The following is an 18,322-nucleotide window of genomic DNA, read 5'->3' as shown; positions in this document are numbered from 1 at the left end:
CCCCAACTACTGCATTCAGGGTTGATCTTCTCATTGCCACTGCACTCGATTTAATTAATCCCGTGCATTTGAAAAACTGGTTTACTCACTGTTGCTACTGTGCCTCATAAAACTGCAATAGGCTGTATGTCACTATCTTCTTACATTTGTGTTAGCTACTTTTCCCTAATCACCTAAAATCATACTGAGATGATTAATACATAGAAATGTGTCAGAGCGTGTGAGATAATATCATTGAAAAGCATTTTTCAACTCTGTGTAGACTAGCTTTACAAAAAATTTACGCGAGTCTCACCAAACTTTATTAAGACTTTAAGCTTATATTGCATTCCTCGGATGTAGGTTGCGATTGTATAGAATAAAATAAGCGATAAATAAATATTTATCTTGCTTTTGGTAATTTAGCCATAATTATTCATTCTTAGGAAGCTAGCACTTTGTGTTCTTCCTTGTTGTTATTGAGTGTGCAAACTACAAAAGACCTATATTTAGGAAACCAGATGGATAGCGAAAATCAGCAGCGCTACCAAACTGCTATAGCATTAGCTTGCTTACCTGTCGGTAATGTTAATTTCTCAGGTTGCCGCGACCAGTGTACCACTAGAAACGACAATGCTGACCACAGTGCCTCAGAAATCCTCAAACTACTGCGTAGTGGTCAAGTGTTGATGGTGAATAGTCGTCGTCGTAATGGTCTAATTCTTTACAAAGGATTTCATGCAGAGTTTGCTGGACCTGGTGCAGCAGTAGGCAGCTTTTACGATCGTGATTGCGACTGGGCTTTACCAGTAGGTAATCTCTCATTACTCACGCCAGAATCGCATGAAGAAAGACAAAAGGCTTATTTAATCAGACGGCAATGGATTCGTCTGATGAAACAAATCACAGAAAAGTCGCAACCTCATCAACGCGTACAAAAGATTCTAGAGCAATTCGAGCAGTATTTTGATTCCCAGACTGTATCCCAAATACCCGATGAGGCATTTGCGCGATTAGTAGGTGTTCTACCACAGACTGCAAATATAGTACGTAATACTGCAAGCAGCATAGAGGAAGATTGAGTGGACAATCTATGCGGCTAATCATTGGACTCTATAGTTTGTAAAGCGACTTGTAATCTCTCAAGAGTACGTAAATTCTCTTCAGCGCTACCTACAGTAATGCGTAATCCACTACTTAGTAGGCGAACGATTGTACCACGACATCGCAGTTGTTGAGCTAATTTAGGCAGTAATTCACTGTGTTGTGCTTGATGATGAGTTTGAACATAGACGAAGTTTGCGGCGCTGTCGATGACTTTAAGGACAGAATACTGAGTTAATGCTTGAGTTAATTTGGCACGTTCTGCACAAATTAGCGGAATGAGTTGCAGTAGTAAATGACGTTGCTGTAAAGCGAGAATTGCAGCAGCTTGGGAGAAACTGGGAAGGTTATATGGTAAGCGAACTTTTTCAAGAACTGCGGTGACTTCTGGAGAGGCGATCGCATATCCAACACGTAAAGCGGCAAGTCGAAACGCTTTAGAAAATGTCCGCAAGACTACCCAGTTGGGTTTTTCCAATAACTCACCCACAACTGATGTTTGACTAAACTCAAAATATGCTTCATCAATAACAACTAATATTTCTTGGGGTAAGCTGCGCAGCCACTTCAACTCAGCAGATGTTAAAGCATTACCTGTAGGCGAGTTAGGATGGACAACAAACACGACACGAATTGGTGGATTATCTGTTGTTTCGATTGCTGCTTGGGCTGCAACCCAATTAATTTCAAATTCTGAATTGCGCCCGACAGTAACTATAGGAATTCCTAACGTTTGTGCCAAAATACCATACATCGAGAATGTTGGATTAGCAACCAAAATGGAACCTTCGCTGCCGAGACAAGTTGCGATTAAGAGTGAACGAATCAGTTCATCAGAACCATTACCAACAGAAATTTGATTGGGTGCAATCGCGCCTTGTGTTAAATCCGCAGATTCATTGACATATTGAGCGATCGCCTCTTTTAGTACTGAGTGTCCGCCATCAGGATAACGATTTGTCTCGATGGTTTCTTGGTAAATCCAAGCTAGCTTTTGCTTTAACTCACTTGGTAGGTCAAACGGACTTTCATTTGTATCTAATCGATCAATGACTGACTCAATCGGTTTACCGTCAGTACTGTTCGGATGGGGTGCATAGGCGGTAAGCTGAGCTAAATCTGATCGGATAAATGGCAGCATGATGAGGGGCGAGGGGCGAGGGGCGAGGGAAAGAAGGGTGTGAGAGCTTATTGTAATTGACAGAAAGTTTGAATTGCTTGCCAGGTTTCTGGCATGACGTTACCTAAAGCGTGATCGCTATCAACTTCGATTAATTGCACCCAAGAACGTTTGACGGCAAAATCGCGGCTGACTTGAATCGGAATGACTTCATCGTGAATTCCGTGAATAATCAAAGTGGGAACGGGGCGTAACAGATGATCGTCGTTGTATTGCGGTACGTCGCGGGCGAACTCGTAACTCAAAGGTAGCGATCGCTTTTCCCCATAGTGATAAACCATTAAATACCGCTGTTGTTGCCATTGTTGAATTTTTTCAGTTCCGAGTTGCGGTAGCCAGTGCGAGAGAAAAGCGAACGCTGGGGCAAGTAAAACTAGCTTTTGGACTTGCGGATATTGTTCAGCTAACCAAGCAGCAGTTAAACCACCAAAACTCGAACCAATCAAGGTAACAGGTTCATCCGTCGGTAATTGTGCTGATACTTGCTGTAATTGGCGTGTAAGTGTTAGTTGTGTAAAATCATCTTGGTTTAAATCGGGGACTTGCAATGTCTGGTGTACCGCTGCAAAGCGATCGCGGAGATAGACCGCTTTGGCGGATTGGGGACTCGACGCAAAGCCGTGGAGGTAAATAAACTGCAACTTCTTAACGGAGGGTAACGAATTCTTCAGCAGTCGAGGGGTGAATGCCAACGGTGGCATCAAAATCTTTCTTGGTAGCACCCATTTTAATCGTAATCGCGATACCTTGAATGACTTCAGCCGCATATTCTCCTACCATGTGTGCGCCTAAAACTTTATCGGTATTGCCATCGATGACTAATTTAACGATTGTTTTCTCGTCATCTCCAGTCAGCGAGTGGAACAACGGACGAAATCGTGCGCGATAGGTTTGCACTGCATCTCCGTATTTTTCTTGTGCCTGTTCTTCAGTTAAACCTACTGTAGCGGCTTCAGGATGCGAAAATACGGCGGAGGGAACATTTTCATGACTCATTTGGCGGCGATGATTGCCAAATTCCGTATCGGCAAAGGCACGTCCTTCAGCAATTGCTACTGGTGTCAAGTTGATTTTATCAGTGCAATCACCGACAGCAAAGATATTAGGCTGAGAAGTCTGGCTGTAGTCATCAACAGCGATCGCAGGATTAGTCACATATCCTGGTCCTTCTTCATCAGTCGGAACAATCTCAACTCCTGCGTTTTCTAAACCCAAACTATCAATATTGGGTATTCTCCCTGTTGCTGCTAAGAATGCATCGGCAATGATTGGTTGATGTTCTTCTGATAGCTTTATTTTCAAACCTTCAGAAACGCGCTCAATTTTTTCTACTTCAGCGTTGGTGATAAACTTCACGCCATGATGCGTCATCCCATCTTGAATTCCGGTACGAATATCGCGATCAAATCCACGTAAAATTAAATCTCTGCGGATAATTTGCGTGACTTCGCAGCCTAACCCACACATAATTGAGGCAAATTCTACACCAATATAACCCGCGCCCAGAATAGCGATGTGTTTTGGTTGTGCTGGAAGGTGAAACATCTCATTCGAGGTGAGTGCATATTCCATACCTGGGAGATCTGGTTTAACTGGACGCCCGCCAACTGCAATCAAAATTTTATTTGCGGTGACTTTGCGATCGCCCACTTCGATGGTGTGTGGATCTACTAGTGTGGCGCGGCTAGGAATAAGTTCAACACCTGCTTTTTCCAGAAAGCCAATGTGTAATCGCGAAAGTCGCCGAACTTCTCGATCAATTGTTGAGATAAAATGCTCCCAATTCAGTTCGCTTTCACCTACACGCCAGCCATAACCTGCTGCATTGCGAAATAGCTGAGGAAAGCGCGATCCATAAACCATGAGTTTTTTGGGAATACACCCACGGATCACGCAGGTTCCACCAACGAGATCTTGTTCAGCGATCGCCACTTTCGCGCCGTAACTCGCCGCCCGTTTAGAAGCCGCTAAACCTCCAGAACCCGCACCAATCACAAACAAGTCATAATCATAGTTCATTAATTTTCTCCCTTACGCAACAATTCAGTATCACATCAAAGACAGGTAGTAATTAGAGAGTTTTGAGTGTTGAGGTATGAGTTTTGAGTTAATAAAATTCTTTCAATTCAAAATAATTGTCTCTGGCACCTTTCTTCGCTTTCCAAAACTCAAAACTTTATTTTTTACTTGATTTAATCTAACGTGAGAAACTCTTCTCCTGTAGTTGGATGGATACCAATTGTGGCATCAAAATCTTCTTTAGTGATACCTTTGCGAACTGCAACAGCAAGACTTTGGATAATATCTGCGGCATGTTCGCCTACCATGTGCGCCCCAAGTACTTGATCGGTGTTGCTATCAACAACTAATTTCATCATCGTTGGCTCGTTGCGATCTACTATGCTGTAAAGTAGTGGTTCAAACTCAGTTTTGTAACATCGCACTGCATCGCCGTATTTTTCTCGTGCTTTGTCTTCAGTCATTCCTACAGTTGCAGCTTCAGGACGGGCAAATACTGCGGAGGTGACGTATTCGTAATCGACTTTTTGTGGTTGTCCAAAGGCGGTTTTCGCAACGGCTTCACCTTCGGTGCGTGCTACTGGAGTTAACGGTACGCGACTGATACAATCACCGACTGCAAAAATATTGTCTTGAGTTGTGCGGTTATAGTCATCGACTTGAATTGCACCTTTTTTACCAAGTTCTACTCCTGCATTTTCTAGACCAAGATCTTTAGTGTTAGGAACGCGCCCTGTAGCCACTAAAATTGTGTCTGTGGTAATTGTTTGTTCAGTATCTCCTGATAAAGTAATTTGCAATCCTTGAGCGCTTTGTTTAATTTCTTTAGCAGTTGTTTTACCAAGAAACCGAATTCCTCTTTGAATTAACCCGTCTTGTACTGAGGAACGGATATCTTTGTCAAAGCCATCGAGAATCAACTCATCGGTATCCATTAAAGTGACTTCAACACCAAAAGCATTCATCATGCTGGCGAATTCAACGCCAATGTAACCGCCACCGACAATTGCTATTCTTTTAGGTAGTTGCTGTATCTGAAACATCTCGCGGGAAGTGACGGCGTGTTCAATTCCAGGGATATCAGGTTTGTTGGGGTGTCCGCCGACAGCGATTAAAATTTTATCAGCAGTAATTTTGCGATCGCCTCCGGTGCTGAGAAGAGCGCAATCGCCAATTTCGACTGTATGCGGATCGACAAACTTGACTCGACCTCGAATCAGTTCCACATCTTTTTTGTGTAAAGTTTCTAGATAAGACTTTTGAATACTCTTAACGTGTTGGTAGACTTTGGCTATAAATTTTGACCAGTCAAATTGTCTTTGGCACTCACTCCAGCCGTAGTTGGGTGCTATTTTGTCTTGCAACGCGACATCAGCTGCGTAGACGATCAGTTTTTTGGGAATACAACCGCGATTGACACAGGTTCCACCAATGACTTCTTGTTCAGCGATAGCGACTCGCTTACCATAGCTTGCTGCTTGCTTAGCAGCGGCAATCCCTCCAGGACCAGCCCCAATGATAAATAGATCGAAGTTATATGACATGAATTAATACAGTGCGATCGCTATAAAAATGATGCTAGCTTTCATCATAAAATATCTCCAGTTGTCAGCTGGAGACTTTGGAGTTGCGCAATGTGCCGATAGTAGATTACTTAATAGGTTGCTTATTAGCCAAATTTACCACTGACATACTTTTGAGTTGCTTCCTCTTGAGGATCTTCAAAAACGCGTTCGGTTCTATCGTATTCCACCAAGTAACCAAATCGACTACCGTCGTCTGACTCCTCTGCATTAAAAAAGGCGGTAAAATCTGACACTCGCGTCGCTTGATGCATATTGTGAGTGACAATAACAATTGTGTAATCTTCCTTGAGTTCGTGGATTAAATCTTCAACTCGCTCAGTAGATACAGGATCGAGTGAGGAACAAGGTTCGTCCATTAAGACAACTTCTGGTTTGAGTGCGATCGCCCGCGCAATGCATAAGCGTTGTTGTTGACCGCCTGAAAGTGATAGCCCATTTTCTTTGAGTTTATCTTTGACTTCACCCCACAAAGCCGCCCGTTGTAGCGATTGCTCAACGAGTTCGTCCATATCACCTTTAAAGCCATTGACTTTAGCTCCATAAGTAATATTGTCATAAATTGATTTGGGAAACGGATTTGGCTTTTGAAACACCATTCCAATTCGCCGCCGCACTGACACAGGGTCAATTTTAGAAGAGTAGAGATTTTTATCGCGGTAAAACACTTTGCCCTCAACTTTACACCCGTCGATTAAATCGTTAAGACGGTTAAAGCATCGCAACAAGGTACTTTTGCCGCAACCAGACGGACCAATCAAGGCAGTAACTTGGTTTTTTGGCACATCCATCGAAACATCGCGCAAAGCCAAAGTATCGCCGTAAGTCACCTTGACATTTTCTGTCCGTAAAACGGCTTCACTTTCGTCTACGACACTGTGTTGATCTCGTGCTTCTTCTTGCTGTTTGCGGTGAGTAGGCATAGTAACTCCAATGGCTAATTGAAATAGTTGTGACTCAAAAGCTTTAATAAATGCTTTTACGCGCTGCAATGCGGGCGCTAATGCTAGTCAGCAGAATTAAAAGGACCAAAATAAGCGAAGCTGCCCAAGCAAGTTCTTGCTGGTTTTCGTAGGGGACAGCAGCAAAGTTATACACCAAAACGGATAGTGTCGGAATGGGTTGCCAAATTCCTGTAGGCCAGAACTGAGAAAATAAAACTGTAAAAATTAAGGGTGCGGTTTCTCCAGCAGCACGGGCGATCGCTAAGGTCACTCCGGTAAGAATTGCGCCTAACGCAGCTGGTAACACTATCTTTAAAACGGTCTGAAAATTAGAAGCTCCGACTCCTGTCGATGCCCAACGGACTTGTGGCGGTACTAGCTGTAAAGATTCGTCTGTTGTTCGCACCACGATTGGTAACATTAAAATCGCTAGCGCAAACCCACCCGCGAAGGCTGAGAATGTATTAGTTGTTAAAACAACAACTCCGTAAGCAAACAGTCCCATAATAATTGACGGAACACCACTGAGGACATTTGTAAAAAAGCGAATCCACCTCGCAATTTTGCCCGAACTAAACTCGGATAAATAAATTCCGGCAAGCACTCCAAAAGGAATGCTAATAGCAGCAGCAATTCCTACTACCATCAGCGTGCCAATAATCGCTGGTGCAATTCCTCCTCCCTCTAATCCCGCTGCGGGTATTTGCCCAGTGAATAAATCAAAATTTAAGCGACTACCTCCTCTAATAATGACGAAGGCAATTACTAAACCCAAAGGTAGCAGCGCAACCCCTAGCAGAATAAATGCTAGTATTGTTAGCCCCAAATCGATAGCAGTTCTTTGCGTTGAATAAGAGCGCTCCATGTCATCATCATCAAACTCATCAGAGCGCCAATTTTGCTTGGTAGATGTCATACTAAATTCTTGATATAAAGACTGACAAAACAACTTTTGTTACTAATACTTCTTAACTCGAAGAACAATGATTTCAGCGAGAATATTCACGATGAGCGTAATAGCAAATAAGATTAGCCCTGCGTAAAATAGCGCATCCTCTTGCAAACCGCTCGCTTCTGCAAATTGACTAGCTAATAAAGAAGATATGGTGACAGATGGTGCGAGTACGGAAAAGTTTAAGTCAGTACTGTTACCAATCACGAGCGTGACAGCCATTGTCTCTCCCAACGCTCGCCCTAGTGCTAGCATGATGCCACCGACAATTCCTGAAAAGGCTGCTGGAATCAAAACGCTAAAAATTGTTCGCCAACGCGTCGCGCCGATTCCGTAGGAACCCCAGCGTAAATTCGTTGGTAAAGCCGCGAGTGAATCGCGAGCAATGACCGTGAGAATTGGTAAAATCATAATTGCTAAAACGATTCCAGCTGGTAGCATTCCTGGTCCTTGATAAGGCGTAGAAAACAAAGGAAACCAGCCAAAGTTATCGTGCAGCCAATTACCAATCGGCTCGATAAAAGGAATCAGAACGTATATTCCCCACAAACCATAGACAACACTGGGAATCGCGGCGAGAAGTTCGATTAAAAAGGTCAGGGGAGTTCGGATAGATATTGGTAAAAAATTCTCACTCAGGACGATCGCACACGCTAAACCAATCGGCACAGCTAATAAAATGGCAATTAAAGAACTGATAAGCGTTCCATAGATCGCTGGTAAAATTCCGTAGATATCGTCAACGGGGTCCCATGTACTCCTTGTTAAGAAGTCAAGTCCAATCGTTTGAATAGCGGGCATTGCTTCTGTCGCAACTTGTGCCGCTATCCAGAGTAAGACTGCGGCAACTGCGATCGCTAAGATGCCTGTACCCCAAATAAAACTTCGGTCTGTGGCTTTTTCTATATCAGAACGTTCTACATCTTGTTCGCTTCGATCGTCACTGGTAACAGCCGTCATAATCTCACCTCAATCAAAAACAAGAATTCATTGCGCTAAATCAACACAAAGTCGTTAAAACCACGAATGTAAAGCTCGTAACTGCGGTGTTTTTTTCACTTGATGCGCTTGGAGTCGCGTGAGTACGTCATCTAAAATCGCGACCGCCTCACCGATAAAAGCACCTTTATTCAACATCACGCACTCGGCGCGTTCCGCCATTGCCGCATCAGTCATTTCTGCACGTGAAGGAATTCCTTTTTTTGCCATGTTTTCTAACACTTGAGTCGCCCAAATCACTGGAACGTGAGCAGCTTCACAGATCCAAAGCATTTCTTCTTGCATTTCTGCCATCCGCTGATAGCCAATTTCTACGGCTAAGTCGCCTCGCGCAATCATCACGCCAAAAGGCTGTTTTCCTGCGGCTTGGACAATGAGTTCGGGAAGATTTTGGACGGCTTTTTGCGTTTCAATTTTGGCGATGATTCCTAAGTGCTGTTGCTGACGGGCTGCTAATTCTTGCTGTAACAGTTCAATATCTGCGGCTTCTTGTACAAAAGAGTAACCAACAATATCCGCATGAGCAGCGATAAAATCGAGGTCACGGCAATCTTTTTCGGTTAGCGCCCTTAATCTGAGCGGTGTATCAGGAAAGTTAATTCCCTTGTCTGATTTCAGCTTTTTTCCTTCAGGACTCGTTTGGGTGACTCGTAAAAGTACGCCCTCTGTAATTATTGATTCAATCTCGGCTCCAATTTCACCATCATCAATCCACACGGTTTGTCCTGTTGCTACTTGCTCAAGGACTGTAGGAATTGTGCATCGAGCTTGAAAAGCGACGTCAGAAAATGGTTTGGGTTGGTCGCGAGTGAGTAAAAGGCGATCGCCAACATACAATCGTTTACGATCTTCAGGAGTCATCACATCAGCCGTGCGAATTTTTGGTCCGGCTAAATCCATCAGTACTTTGCAAGCTTGTCCGGTTTCGGCTTCGGCTTTGCGGACATGGTTCACCATTGCTTCCCATTCTGTGGATGTATCGTGGGCGCAGTTGATGCGGACGCAGTTTGTTCCTCGTTGTAATAAGTCTTTGATTAATGCATAGTCTGTCGCGGCTTCGGTAGGTAATGTCACCATAATCCGCACCCAGCGTTGGGCATGAATATCGCCGAGTAAGTCTTTGGTGTGACGACGTAAGAGGCGATCGCCTCGAAAAAAAGCTCTAGCTGTCGGGTGTCGAAGTAAGCTACTCGAATCGATTTGACAAATTGCGCCTAAGCTCGCTATAACAGCATCTAAATTCTGCAAAACGCGTGCTTCACAACGTCCTAGTGAAGATAGTCCTAACGGCATTAATGCTGCTTGCTCCTGCCGCAGATCGTGTTGACGTAAAGCTAGATAGTACGCAAGATTTAAACCACTGATCAAAAAGCTGCGCCTCGATATTGTATTGCGCCATTGGTTGAATATCTCTTTCCCTTCTGCATAAACTGATTGCCGCAGTTGTTGAAGTGTCTCTAGTAAAATTTGCGGATTTGAAAAATTTAAATTCCAATTTTCTTTAATTTTGTAGCTACTAATAATCATGATTGCTATTGAGCAAGATAAGTTTGCAACGTCTCTTTCTTTTCTGTTGAATTGGCTACAAATATCGTCTATTATTTTTTCACAGACAATGCTCAGAAAACTATTTTTTTAAATAAAAACAGGTTTTAAGCAAAGATTTTAGTAGAAAGAATACAGAAAATCTTAATAACTTCTTTCTTCCTCATGATAGATATATCAAAGCTATGTGTAAAGTAGATCTCTCTCTTCGGAATGTTATTTGAAAACCTTGTACATTTATTAAACAGATAATAAAGTTTTCTTTAATTGAAATTAACCTAAGCAAGTAAGTTTGAAGTTAGATGCATTGAATCTTGCAGTTAATTTATAAAAAGTCATGCAAAGCCAGACTGCATTTACTCATATTCAAATTTTGCAAGATAAGATACCTTACCCACTTCAAGGGTTAGCAAAGTTAGCTGTTAACTATTGGTGGAATTGGTCTTCAGAGCAGTTATCCATTTTTCGGAATATTGATTTTGAAAAGTGGGAAGAGTGTCAGCAAAACCCTGTGAAACTGTTAGAAAATGTTTCTTCAGAGCGGTTAGCTCAATTAGCTGCTGAGCCAGAATATTGTCAACAAGTTTTAAATTTAGTTACGCAGCTTGAGCAGTATTTGGTTACAAAAAATACTTGGGTAGATAAAAATTTTCCGCAGGATCAACTACAAAAAACCATTGCTTATTTTTCTATTGAATATGGAATTGCTCGTTCTCTACCGACATATTCAGGAGGCTTAGGAATTTTAGCTGCGGATCATTTAAAGTCAGCATCAGATTTGGGCGTACCAATTGTTGGAGTTGGGTTATTGTATCGTCAAGGATATTTTAAACAACAGCTTGACTCGACAGGTTGGCAACAAGAAATTTACCTCGATTATCAATTTGAAGAATTACCAATAGAACTTTGTCGCGATACACAAGGCGAAGTATTAACCGTAACATTACAAATTCGCGATCGCCAAGTTAAAGCACAAATTTGGCAAGTCCAAATTGGACGCATTCATCTTTATTTACTCGATACGTATCGCGAAGACAACGAACAAATTGATCGCTGGATTACGGGACAGCTTTATGGCAGCGGTCAAGATACACGCTTGGCACAAGAATATCTATTAGGTATTGGTGGGGTCAGGGCGTTGCAACGTCTAGGGATTGAACCGCAACTTTATCATCTCAATGAAGGTCATGCAGCATTCGCGACATTAGAAATCGCACGTCAACTGATGGAAAGTACAGCGACGTTTGATGAAGTTCGTCCTATGGTGCGCGATCGCTGTGTATTTACAACGCATACTCCCGTCCCCGCAGGACACGACATCTTTTCCCGCGACCAAATTGCGCCTTATTTTACGCACTATTGGCAACAACTCGGACTTTCAAAAGAAGCTTTTCTCGATTTAGGCAACCGACATCCAGGAAAAGATAGTTGGGAACCATTCAACATGACTGCTTTGGCATTGAAAATGTCCAGATCAGCCAATGGGGTAAGTCAACTCAACGGTAAAGTTTGCCGTCAGATGTGGTCGTGTTTGTACCCTAACATTCCTGTAGAAGATGTACCCATCGGACAGATTACCAACGGCGTTCATCATCGAACTTGGACAGCGCCGTTAATTGCAAATTTGTACAAACATTATCTTCATCCCGATTGGGCAGATCGCGTTACCGATACTCAAATATGGGCAAAGGTTGAGGAAATTCCTGATGACGAACTGTGGGGGCGACATCAACGTTTGCAAGCAGCATTAATCGCGTATACTCGTTTGCAAGTTAAAGAAGCACGAGAACGACGAGGTGAATCTTCAGAAGCGATCGCCGCCGCAGAACAATTACTCGATCCTAATATTTTAACAATTGGCTTTGCACGACGGTTTAGTTCTTACAAACGTGGCGATTTAATTACTTATGATCCTGATCGGGCGCGGGCAATTTTTAGCAATTTTGAACAACCTGTACAAATGATCGTCGCAGGTAAAGCGCACCCTGCTGATGAAGAAAGCAAGCGCATTGTGCAACGGCTAATCGAATGGAGTCATCATGCTGATATCCGCAATCGGTTGGTGTTTATTGAAGACTATGATATGCACATAGCCCAAAAGTTAGTACAAGGTGTTGATGTGTGGCTAAATACGCCACGTCGTCCGCATGAAGCATCAGGAACAAGTGGGCAAAAAGTCGCCTTCAATGGCGGAATTAATTGCAGCATCTTAGATGGTTGGTGGTGCGAAGCTTATCAAGAAGGTGTTAACGGTTGGGCAATTGGCGATGGCGCTGACACTGACGATACAGAAAGCCAAGACCGTGCTGATGCAGAATCCCTGTATGAACTTTTAGAAACCGAAATTATTCCTTGTTATTACGACCGAGATAGCGCCGGAATTCCTCACCGCTGGGTGCAAATGATGAAAGCTTCAATTAGAACAATTGCACCTTATTTTAATACAGATCGCATGGTGGCAGATTACGTAAATCAAATGTATTTGCCCAAACACGAAGTATCAAAACGCGCAAAAGTAGGGATGCATTAATAATGAGCGATCGCAAGATTAAATTTGGAACTGACGGTTGGCGCGGAATTATTGCCGATGATTTTACCTTTGCCAATGTGCGCAAAGTAACGCGGGCGATCGCTGCTTATCTCCAAACACCTCAAGACAAACCAATATTAATTGGCTATGATACGCGCTTTTTAGCCGATAAATTTGCCCATACTGCGGCAGAAGTATTAACTGATTTAGGATGGCAAGTACAAATTGCTAGCGACTATTGCCCAACTCCAGCGATCGCCTATAGTGTACGTCATCACAATGCTGCTGGCGCATTGATGTTTACCGCGAGTCATAATCCCGCAAATTATTGTGGCATCAAATTTATCCCTGATTATGCAGGACCTGCTACCGCAGACATTACCGATGCGATCGTGGCGCAGATTCCTGATGCAGATAGTGCGCCGCCACAGCAACCCCTATCTAACTTTTCTTACCTTGACCCTAAGCCAGATTATCTCAACTTCATCTACTCACAACTTGATATCGAACGGATACGTGCAGCCCAACTCAAAGTTAAGTATGATGCACTCTACTCAACAACGCAAGGCTATCTTGATACAGCATTAAAACATTGTGGCTGTGAAGTTGAAACCTTTCATAATACCCGCGATGTCTTGTTTGGTGGCGGAATGCCGCAACCAGATCAAAAGCAATTACCAGATTTGCCTGCAAAAGTCAAGCATCAAGCTGATGTAGGAATGGCAACCGATGGCGACGGCGATCGCTTTGGTATTATTGACGAACAAGGTAATTTTCTTTCACCTCATGTAATTCTACTAGTGCTAGCGCGTCATTTGCTCTTGAACAAACACAAAACAGGGGCAATTGTTCGTAGTGTAGCAACGACTCACCTACTAGATCATTTTGCGGCTCAACACGGACTAGAAATTTACGAAACACCAGTTGGTTTCAAACACATCGGCGAGAAAATGCGACAAACCGAAGTTCTCATTGGTGGAGAAGAATCAGGCGGTTTAAGCGTCGCAAGTCATATTCCTGAAAAAGACGGAATTATGGCAAATTTACTTCTTGCCGAAGCGATCGCCTATGCAGAAAAGCCGTTATCCGAGTTAGTAGCCATTGCAACTCAAGAAGTAGGAGGACCACTTTACAATCAGCGACAAGACTTAGAATTACCCGAAGCCGATAAAACCGCAGTATTAAAAACACTCAAACAAAACCCACCCCAAGAAATCGCCGGCATCAAAGTCAAAGAAACAAGTTACGAATCTGGTACCAAAATTTACCTAGAAGACAGTAGCTGGGTATTACTACGCCCTTCAGGAACCGAACCTGTCATGCGCGTTTACATAGAAACAGCACCAGCAAAACAACAACAGATGACCACAGCAGTAAATGACTTGATTGCTGCTAGTAAGTAGTTAGTTGCACATTGTCGTTAATTCTAAGCTGATAGTTCTATGAGTAACTCGACCGCAGATCCGACAATAGTTATTCTCGGTGGTGGTTTCACAGGGCTATTCACCGCCCTTCACCTCAGCCATCACAATAACTCGCAGCCTATTATTTTAATTGATCGCAGCGATCGCTTTACCTTTAACCCCTTATTATATGAATTCCTCAGTGGTGAGATGCACGAAACCCAGGTATATCCACGCTACGAGGAGTTACTACAAGGTAAAAATATTACGTTCATTCAAGATACAGTTCAAGCAATCGATTTGCGCGATCGCCGAGTGCAATTAGCTTCAGATACGCACTACTGTTACAGCTATTTAGTACTAGCGTTGGGTTGCGTTGCTTCTTATTTTGGAATTGAAGGTGCTAAGGAGAATTGCCTTTGTTTTCGCAACGGTCAAGATGCGATTCAACTCGCACAACAACTACGCGATCGCTTACAACAAGCAATAGAAACTGAAGACGCATCGCAGCGACAAAAATTACTCACAGTTGCGATCGTGGGTGGTGGTCCTTCGGGAGTCGAACTTGCTGCTACTTTAGCCGATTTACTACCCAATTGGTACGCAGAACTTGGTGGTAATGCCCAAGAGGTAAGCATTGTTCTTATAGACCGCGAACCCAAGCTACTTGCAGGTGGAGCCAAAGGCGGCTTTAAGAGCGAACTTCATGATACCGCACAAGCGGCACTAGGACAACGCAATGTCCCAGTTGAGTTATTGTTAGGGGCAACAGTCACAGCGGTACGTCCAGAACAAGTGGAATTTCAGCGAAACGACCAAACTGAAACCCTAGCCGCTACTACAGTCATTTGGACAGCTGGAACAACAACAAATCCACTCATTCAACAGCTACCAATTTCTGAAGCAAACCGCGATCGCCACGGTCGTTTGCACGTTACTTCAACTCTACAACTCATCGAATATCCAGAAGTTTTTGCTGGCGGCGATTGTGCCGCCAATATCGAACATCCCATGCCTCCTACTGCCCAAGTCGCTTATCAACAAGGTGCGACAATTGCCAAGAATTTGCGGGCGCTGACTCAGGGAGAACAACTCGTTCCTGGAGAAGTCAACCTGCGTGGCATTCTTTTGAAACTAGGACTAGGTGAAAGTGCAGCTAGTATTTTCAATCACCTTGAAGTGACAGGAAAAGCAGGTCATGCCATTCGACAAGCGACATATTTATCCTTGTTACCTACACCAGTACACAATTTCCAAGCAGCGACACAGTGGTTAGTTGATGAAATCTTTGATCGTCACTGCCAGCCTGCCAACCTCGCAGGTACAGCATCTAAAGAGTAATTCCAATCCTCCAATTACGAATTAGTACAAGGTACATCTATGGCACAATTTGGTTTAATTGGTTTAGCGGTAATGGGTGAGAACCTGGCGCTGAATATCGAGCGTCAAGGATTCTCGGTTGCTGTTTATAACCGTACCGCAGAAAAGACAGACAGTTTTATCTCTCAGCGAGCAGATGGTAAAGATATTGTAGCTACCTATAGCCCAAAAGAATTAGTTGCTGCTTTGGAGCGTCCTCGGAAGATATTATTAATGATTAAATCGGGTGCTCCTGTTGATGCGGTTATTGAGCAACTGAAACCCTTGCTAGAAGAGGACGACATTATCATTGATGGTGGTAACTCTTACTACGAAGATACCGCACGTCGTAGCCGAGAATTACAGGCAACAAAAGTCAATTTTATTGGTATGGGCGTTAGTGGTGGTGAAATTGGCGCATTACTTGGTCCAAGTATGATGCCTGGAGGCAACAAGGATGCTTACGAAGTGGTCAAGCCAATTTTGACTAAAGTTGCGGCGCAGGTCGAGGATAGTCCTTGTGTGACTTACCTTGGTCCTGGTTGTGCGGGTCACTATGTCAAGATGGTACACAACGGCATTGAGTACGGTATCATGCAACTTATTGCAGAAGCTTATGATTTGCTCAAAACAGGATTAGGTTTCAACCATCAACAGTTACATGAGGTGTTTTCTGCATGGAATACAACCCAGGAACTCAACTCGTACTTGATGGAAATTACCGCTGATATTTTCCAGTACATTGATCCACAAACAAAGAATCCTCTAGTAGAAATGATTCTTGATGCAGCAGAACAAAAGGGAACGGGAAACTGGACAGTGATCAGTGCGATGGATTTAGGCGTACCTGTACCGACAATTATGACTGCGGTGAATGCGCGGATTATGTCTGCGTACAAAGAAGAACGCGTGAAAGCGTCTCAAGTCTTTGATGGGGTGAGTGGTAGATATCAAGGTGAAGGTTTTGTTGATAAAGTACGCGATGCACTTTATTGCGCGATCGCATGTGCCTATGCTGAAGGAATGGCGTTGTTAAAAGCAGCATCACAAGAACGACAATATCATTTAAATCTCAGCGAAGTAGCGCGGATTTGGAAAGGAGGCTGTATTATTCGTGCTGAAATTTTGAAACCAATGCAGCAGATTTTTCAAGCGCAGCCCGATTTAGTGAATCTGCTGTTAGCACCTTATTTTAAAGAAGCAATTTTGAGCAGAACTGCAGCTTGGCGAGAAGTGATAACAGTTGCAACTCAATTAAATATTCCTGTCCCTGCAATGAGTGCTTCGCTAGCGTACTTCAATAGCTATCGCCGCGATCGCCTGCCCCAAAACTTAACCCAAGCCCAGCGCGATTACTTCGGTTCGCATACTTATCACCGTATCGATCAACCAGGCACTTTCCACACCGAATGGACGCAAGTTGATGCTGAGTCTCTACAAACAGGTACGGCAGATTAAATTGACTAATTTTCGCGCGATCGCCTATCGTCTATCTGGAGATGATGATGAGAATAATTGTTTTTGAAGCCGAACCGTGGGAACAACAAGTATGCAGCGATTTGTTAGCAGAACACAGTATTGAGTTTTCCTCAGAACTCACAATAGAAAATGCTAGCAACTACGCCGATGCTGAGATTATTTCTACCTTTATTTATTCTCGATTGAATCGCTCTATTCTCGAACAATTTCGTCATTTGAAGTTAATTGCCACTCGTTCAACTGGCTACGATCATATCGATACAGAGTATTGCAAAGAGCAAGGAATAGCTGTTTGTAATGTCCCAAGCTATGGCGAATATACGATCGCCGAACACGTTTTTGGCTTGCTGCTAGCGCACAGTCGTAAAATTTATGAAAGCATTGAACGTACTCGTAAAGGAGATTTTTCGTTTAAGGGATTGCAAGGTTTTGACTTACGCGGCAAAACTTTAGGCGTTATTGGTACTGGTAGTATTGGGCAATGTGTGATTGAGATTGCTAAAGGCTTCCGCATGGAAGTTGTCGCATTTGATGTTAACCCAGATCGGGAATTAGCCAATAGGCTGGGCTTTGAATATGCCGACATGGAAACGGTTTTAAAAATATCTGATATTGTGACGCTGCACGTTCCTGCTAATCCAAAAACTTATCACTTAATTGCGCAGGAACAATTAGCCTTGATGAAGGATGGTGCGGTTTTAATTAATGCAGCTAGAGGTAATGTTGTAGATATCCTTGCCTTACTTGATGTTTTGCAAGCGGGTAAAATATCTGCTTGTTTGGATGTCTTACCGCAAGAAGTTATCTTACGTCAAGAAGAAGAACTGTTACACGCTGTTGAACGCCAGCCAGATAATGCCGGAACGCTGCTAGAAACTTTATTTGCTGACCAACTTTTGCTGCGTCTGCCTAATGTAATTGTGACGCCGCACAATGCCTTTAATACTCGCGAAGCAAGAGAGCGTATTTTACAAACGACTGCTGATAATATTACGGGTTTTTTGCAAGGAAAACTCGAAAATGCGATCGTGGGTGTTGGGAAGCAAGAGGTAGGTGTTGGATAAATTTAGGAACGAACCACTAAGGACTCAAAGGAAGAGATTTAGAGGAGATTTGTGGAGGTTTTACAAAGGAGAATAGCGCTCGGATTAAGTCGATTTAAATATCTGTAATAAAAAGTGAATAATGACTAGATAAAACAGTTACCAATTACCTACAAGGGTATGGTTATTTAACTGAAGATGAT

General features: G+C 43.2%; 14 protein-coding genes. 6 read left to right on the top strand and 8 right to left on the bottom strand.

Annotated features, from left to right (window positions below; translation table 11 throughout):
* Nucleotides 1-500 precede the first annotated feature (500 nt).
* Nucleotides 501-1,061, top strand: coding sequence for a hypothetical protein (locus IQ230_RS05200; protein ID WP_193930999.1), 561 nt, complete (start codon nucleotides 501-503; stop codon nucleotides 1,059-1,061).
* Nucleotides 1,062-1,078: 17 nt separating this feature from the next.
* Here IQ230_RS05200 and IQ230_RS05195 read toward each other — a convergent pair whose 3' ends face one another.
* The 8 genes from IQ230_RS05195 to IQ230_RS05160 all read right to left on the bottom strand — a co-directional run bounded on the left by IQ230_RS05195 (nucleotide 1,079) and on the right by IQ230_RS05160 (nucleotide 10,287).
* Nucleotides 1,079-2,224 carry a histidinol-phosphate transaminase gene (locus IQ230_RS05195; RefSeq protein WP_193930998.1) on the bottom strand — a complete coding sequence of 382 codons (1,146 nt, stop codon included), beginning with the start codon at nucleotides 2,222-2,224 and terminating at the stop codon, nucleotides 1,079-1,081.
* 47 nt (nucleotides 2,225-2,271) lie between these two features.
* Nucleotides 2,272-2,964 carry a YqiA/YcfP family alpha/beta fold hydrolase gene (locus tag IQ230_RS05190; RefSeq protein ID WP_228054601.1) on the bottom strand — a complete coding sequence of 231 codons (693 nt, stop codon included), beginning with the start codon at nucleotides 2,962-2,964 and terminating at the stop codon, nucleotides 2,272-2,274.
* Nucleotides 2,909-4,282, bottom strand: a complete 1,374-nt coding sequence (gene gor / locus IQ230_RS05185) for a glutathione-disulfide reductase (RefSeq protein ID WP_193930996.1) — start codon at nucleotides 4,280-4,282, stop codon at nucleotides 2,909-2,911. Before gor ends, IQ230_RS05190 begins: the two co-directional genes overlap by 56 nt.
* A gap of 173 nt (nucleotides 4,283-4,455) precedes the next feature.
* Nucleotides 4,456-5,826: a glutathione-disulfide reductase gene (gene gorA / locus IQ230_RS05180; RefSeq protein WP_193930995.1), complete on the bottom strand. Its 1,371-nt coding sequence runs from the start codon at nucleotides 5,824-5,826 to the stop codon at nucleotides 4,456-4,458.
* Nucleotides 5,827-5,951: 125 nt separating this feature from the next.
* Nucleotides 5,952-6,788 carry a phosphate ABC transporter ATP-binding protein PstB gene (pstB, locus tag IQ230_RS05175; protein WP_193930994.1) on the bottom strand — a complete coding sequence of 279 codons (837 nt, stop codon included), beginning with the start codon at nucleotides 6,786-6,788 and terminating at the stop codon, nucleotides 5,952-5,954.
* 43 nt (nucleotides 6,789-6,831) lie between these two features.
* Entirely contained in the window at nucleotides 6,832-7,725 is an 894-nt protein-coding gene (gene pstA, locus IQ230_RS05170; RefSeq protein ID WP_193930993.1) for a phosphate ABC transporter permease PstA, read from the bottom strand.
* A gap of 42 nt (nucleotides 7,726-7,767) precedes the next feature.
* Nucleotides 7,768-8,721: a phosphate ABC transporter permease subunit PstC gene (gene pstC, locus IQ230_RS05165; RefSeq protein ID WP_193930992.1), complete on the bottom strand. Its 954-nt coding sequence runs from the start codon at nucleotides 8,719-8,721 to the stop codon at nucleotides 7,768-7,770.
* Between the two features lie 54 nt (nucleotides 8,722-8,775).
* Nucleotides 8,776-10,287, bottom strand: a complete 1,512-nt coding sequence (locus tag IQ230_RS05160) for a pyruvate kinase (RefSeq protein ID WP_193930991.1) — start codon at nucleotides 10,285-10,287, stop codon at nucleotides 8,776-8,778.
* A gap of 355 nt (nucleotides 10,288-10,642) precedes the next feature.
* On the opposite strand from IQ230_RS05160, the gene glgP reads away from it, so the two are divergent.
* Genes glgP through IQ230_RS05135 form a run of 5 tightly spaced genes read left to right on the top strand, consistent with a single transcriptional unit; the run spans nucleotide 10,643 to nucleotide 18,140 of the window.
* Nucleotides 10,643-12,835, top strand: coding sequence for an alpha-glucan family phosphorylase (gene glgP, locus IQ230_RS05155; RefSeq protein WP_193930990.1), 2,193 nt, complete (start codon nucleotides 10,643-10,645; stop codon nucleotides 12,833-12,835).
* 2 nt (nucleotides 12,836-12,837) lie between these two features.
* Nucleotides 12,838-14,238: a phosphoglucomutase/phosphomannomutase family protein gene (locus IQ230_RS05150; RefSeq protein ID WP_193930989.1), complete on the top strand. Its 1,401-nt coding sequence runs from the start codon at nucleotides 12,838-12,840 to the stop codon at nucleotides 14,236-14,238.
* Nucleotides 14,239-14,277: 39 nt separating this feature from the next.
* Nucleotides 14,278-15,579, top strand: a complete 1,302-nt coding sequence (locus tag IQ230_RS05145) for an NAD(P)/FAD-dependent oxidoreductase (protein WP_193930988.1) — start codon at nucleotides 14,278-14,280, stop codon at nucleotides 15,577-15,579.
* Nucleotides 15,580-15,618: 39 nt separating this feature from the next.
* Complete coding sequence (gndA, locus tag IQ230_RS05140; RefSeq protein WP_193930987.1) at nucleotides 15,619-17,055, top strand: NADP-dependent phosphogluconate dehydrogenase; 1,437 nt, start codon at nucleotides 15,619-15,621, stop codon at nucleotides 17,053-17,055.
* Between the two features lie 47 nt (nucleotides 17,056-17,102).
* Nucleotides 17,103-18,140: a hydroxyacid dehydrogenase gene (locus tag IQ230_RS05135; protein WP_193930986.1), complete on the top strand. Its 1,038-nt coding sequence runs from the start codon at nucleotides 17,103-17,105 to the stop codon at nucleotides 18,138-18,140.
* Nucleotides 18,141-18,322: the final 182 nt, after the last annotated feature.

The sequence above is a fragment of the Gloeocapsopsis crepidinum LEGE 06123 genome, assembly GCF_015207655.1.
GTDB classification, from domain to species: domain Bacteria; phylum Cyanobacteriota; class Cyanobacteriia; order Cyanobacteriales; family Chroococcidiopsidaceae; genus Gloeocapsopsis; species Gloeocapsopsis crepidinum.
Note: the sequence above shows the minus strand (reverse complement) of the source record. Positions and strands in the feature narration are given on the sequence as shown.

What these genes read in the sequence shown, in the direction of transcription:
- gor (WP_193930996.1), bottom strand. Translation starts at nt 4,282, where the DNA reads ATGAACTATGATTATGACTTGTTTGTGATTGGTGCGGGTTCTGGAGGT.
- IQ230_RS05195 (WP_193930998.1), bottom strand. Translation starts at nt 2,224, where the DNA reads ATGCTGCCATTTATCCGATCAGATTTAGCTCAGCTTACCGCCTATGCA.
- IQ230_RS05190 (WP_228054601.1), bottom strand. Translation starts at nt 2,964, where the DNA reads ATGCCACCGTTGGCATTCACCCCTCGACTGCTGAAGAATTCGTTACCC.
- glgP (WP_193930990.1), top strand. Translation starts at nt 10,643, where the DNA reads ATGCAAAGCCAGACTGCATTTACTCATATTCAAATTTTGCAAGATAAG.
- gndA (WP_193930987.1), top strand. Translation starts at nt 15,619, where the DNA reads ATGGCACAATTTGGTTTAATTGGTTTAGCGGTAATGGGTGAGAACCTG.
- IQ230_RS05135 (WP_193930986.1), top strand. Translation starts at nt 17,103, where the DNA reads ATGAGAATAATTGTTTTTGAAGCCGAACCGTGGGAACAACAAGTATGC.
- IQ230_RS05200 (WP_193930999.1), top strand. Translation starts at nt 501, where the DNA reads ATGGATAGCGAAAATCAGCAGCGCTACCAAACTGCTATAGCATTAGCT.
- pstA (WP_193930993.1), bottom strand. Translation starts at nt 7,725, where the DNA reads ATGACATCTACCAAGCAAAATTGGCGCTCTGATGAGTTTGATGATGAT.
- gorA (WP_193930995.1), bottom strand. Translation starts at nt 5,826, where the DNA reads ATGTCATATAACTTCGATCTATTTATCATTGGGGCTGGTCCTGGAGGG.
- IQ230_RS05150 (WP_193930989.1), top strand. Translation starts at nt 12,838, where the DNA reads ATGAGCGATCGCAAGATTAAATTTGGAACTGACGGTTGGCGCGGAATT.
- pstB (WP_193930994.1), bottom strand. Translation starts at nt 6,788, where the DNA reads ATGCCTACTCACCGCAAACAGCAAGAAGAAGCACGAGATCAACACAGT.
- IQ230_RS05160 (WP_193930991.1), bottom strand. Translation starts at nt 10,287, where the DNA reads ATGATTATTAGTAGCTACAAAATTAAAGAAAATTGGAATTTAAATTTT.
- pstC (WP_193930992.1), bottom strand. Translation starts at nt 8,721, where the DNA reads ATGACGGCTGTTACCAGTGACGATCGAAGCGAACAAGATGTAGAACGT.
- IQ230_RS05145 (WP_193930988.1), top strand. Translation starts at nt 14,278, where the DNA reads ATGAGTAACTCGACCGCAGATCCGACAATAGTTATTCTCGGTGGTGGT.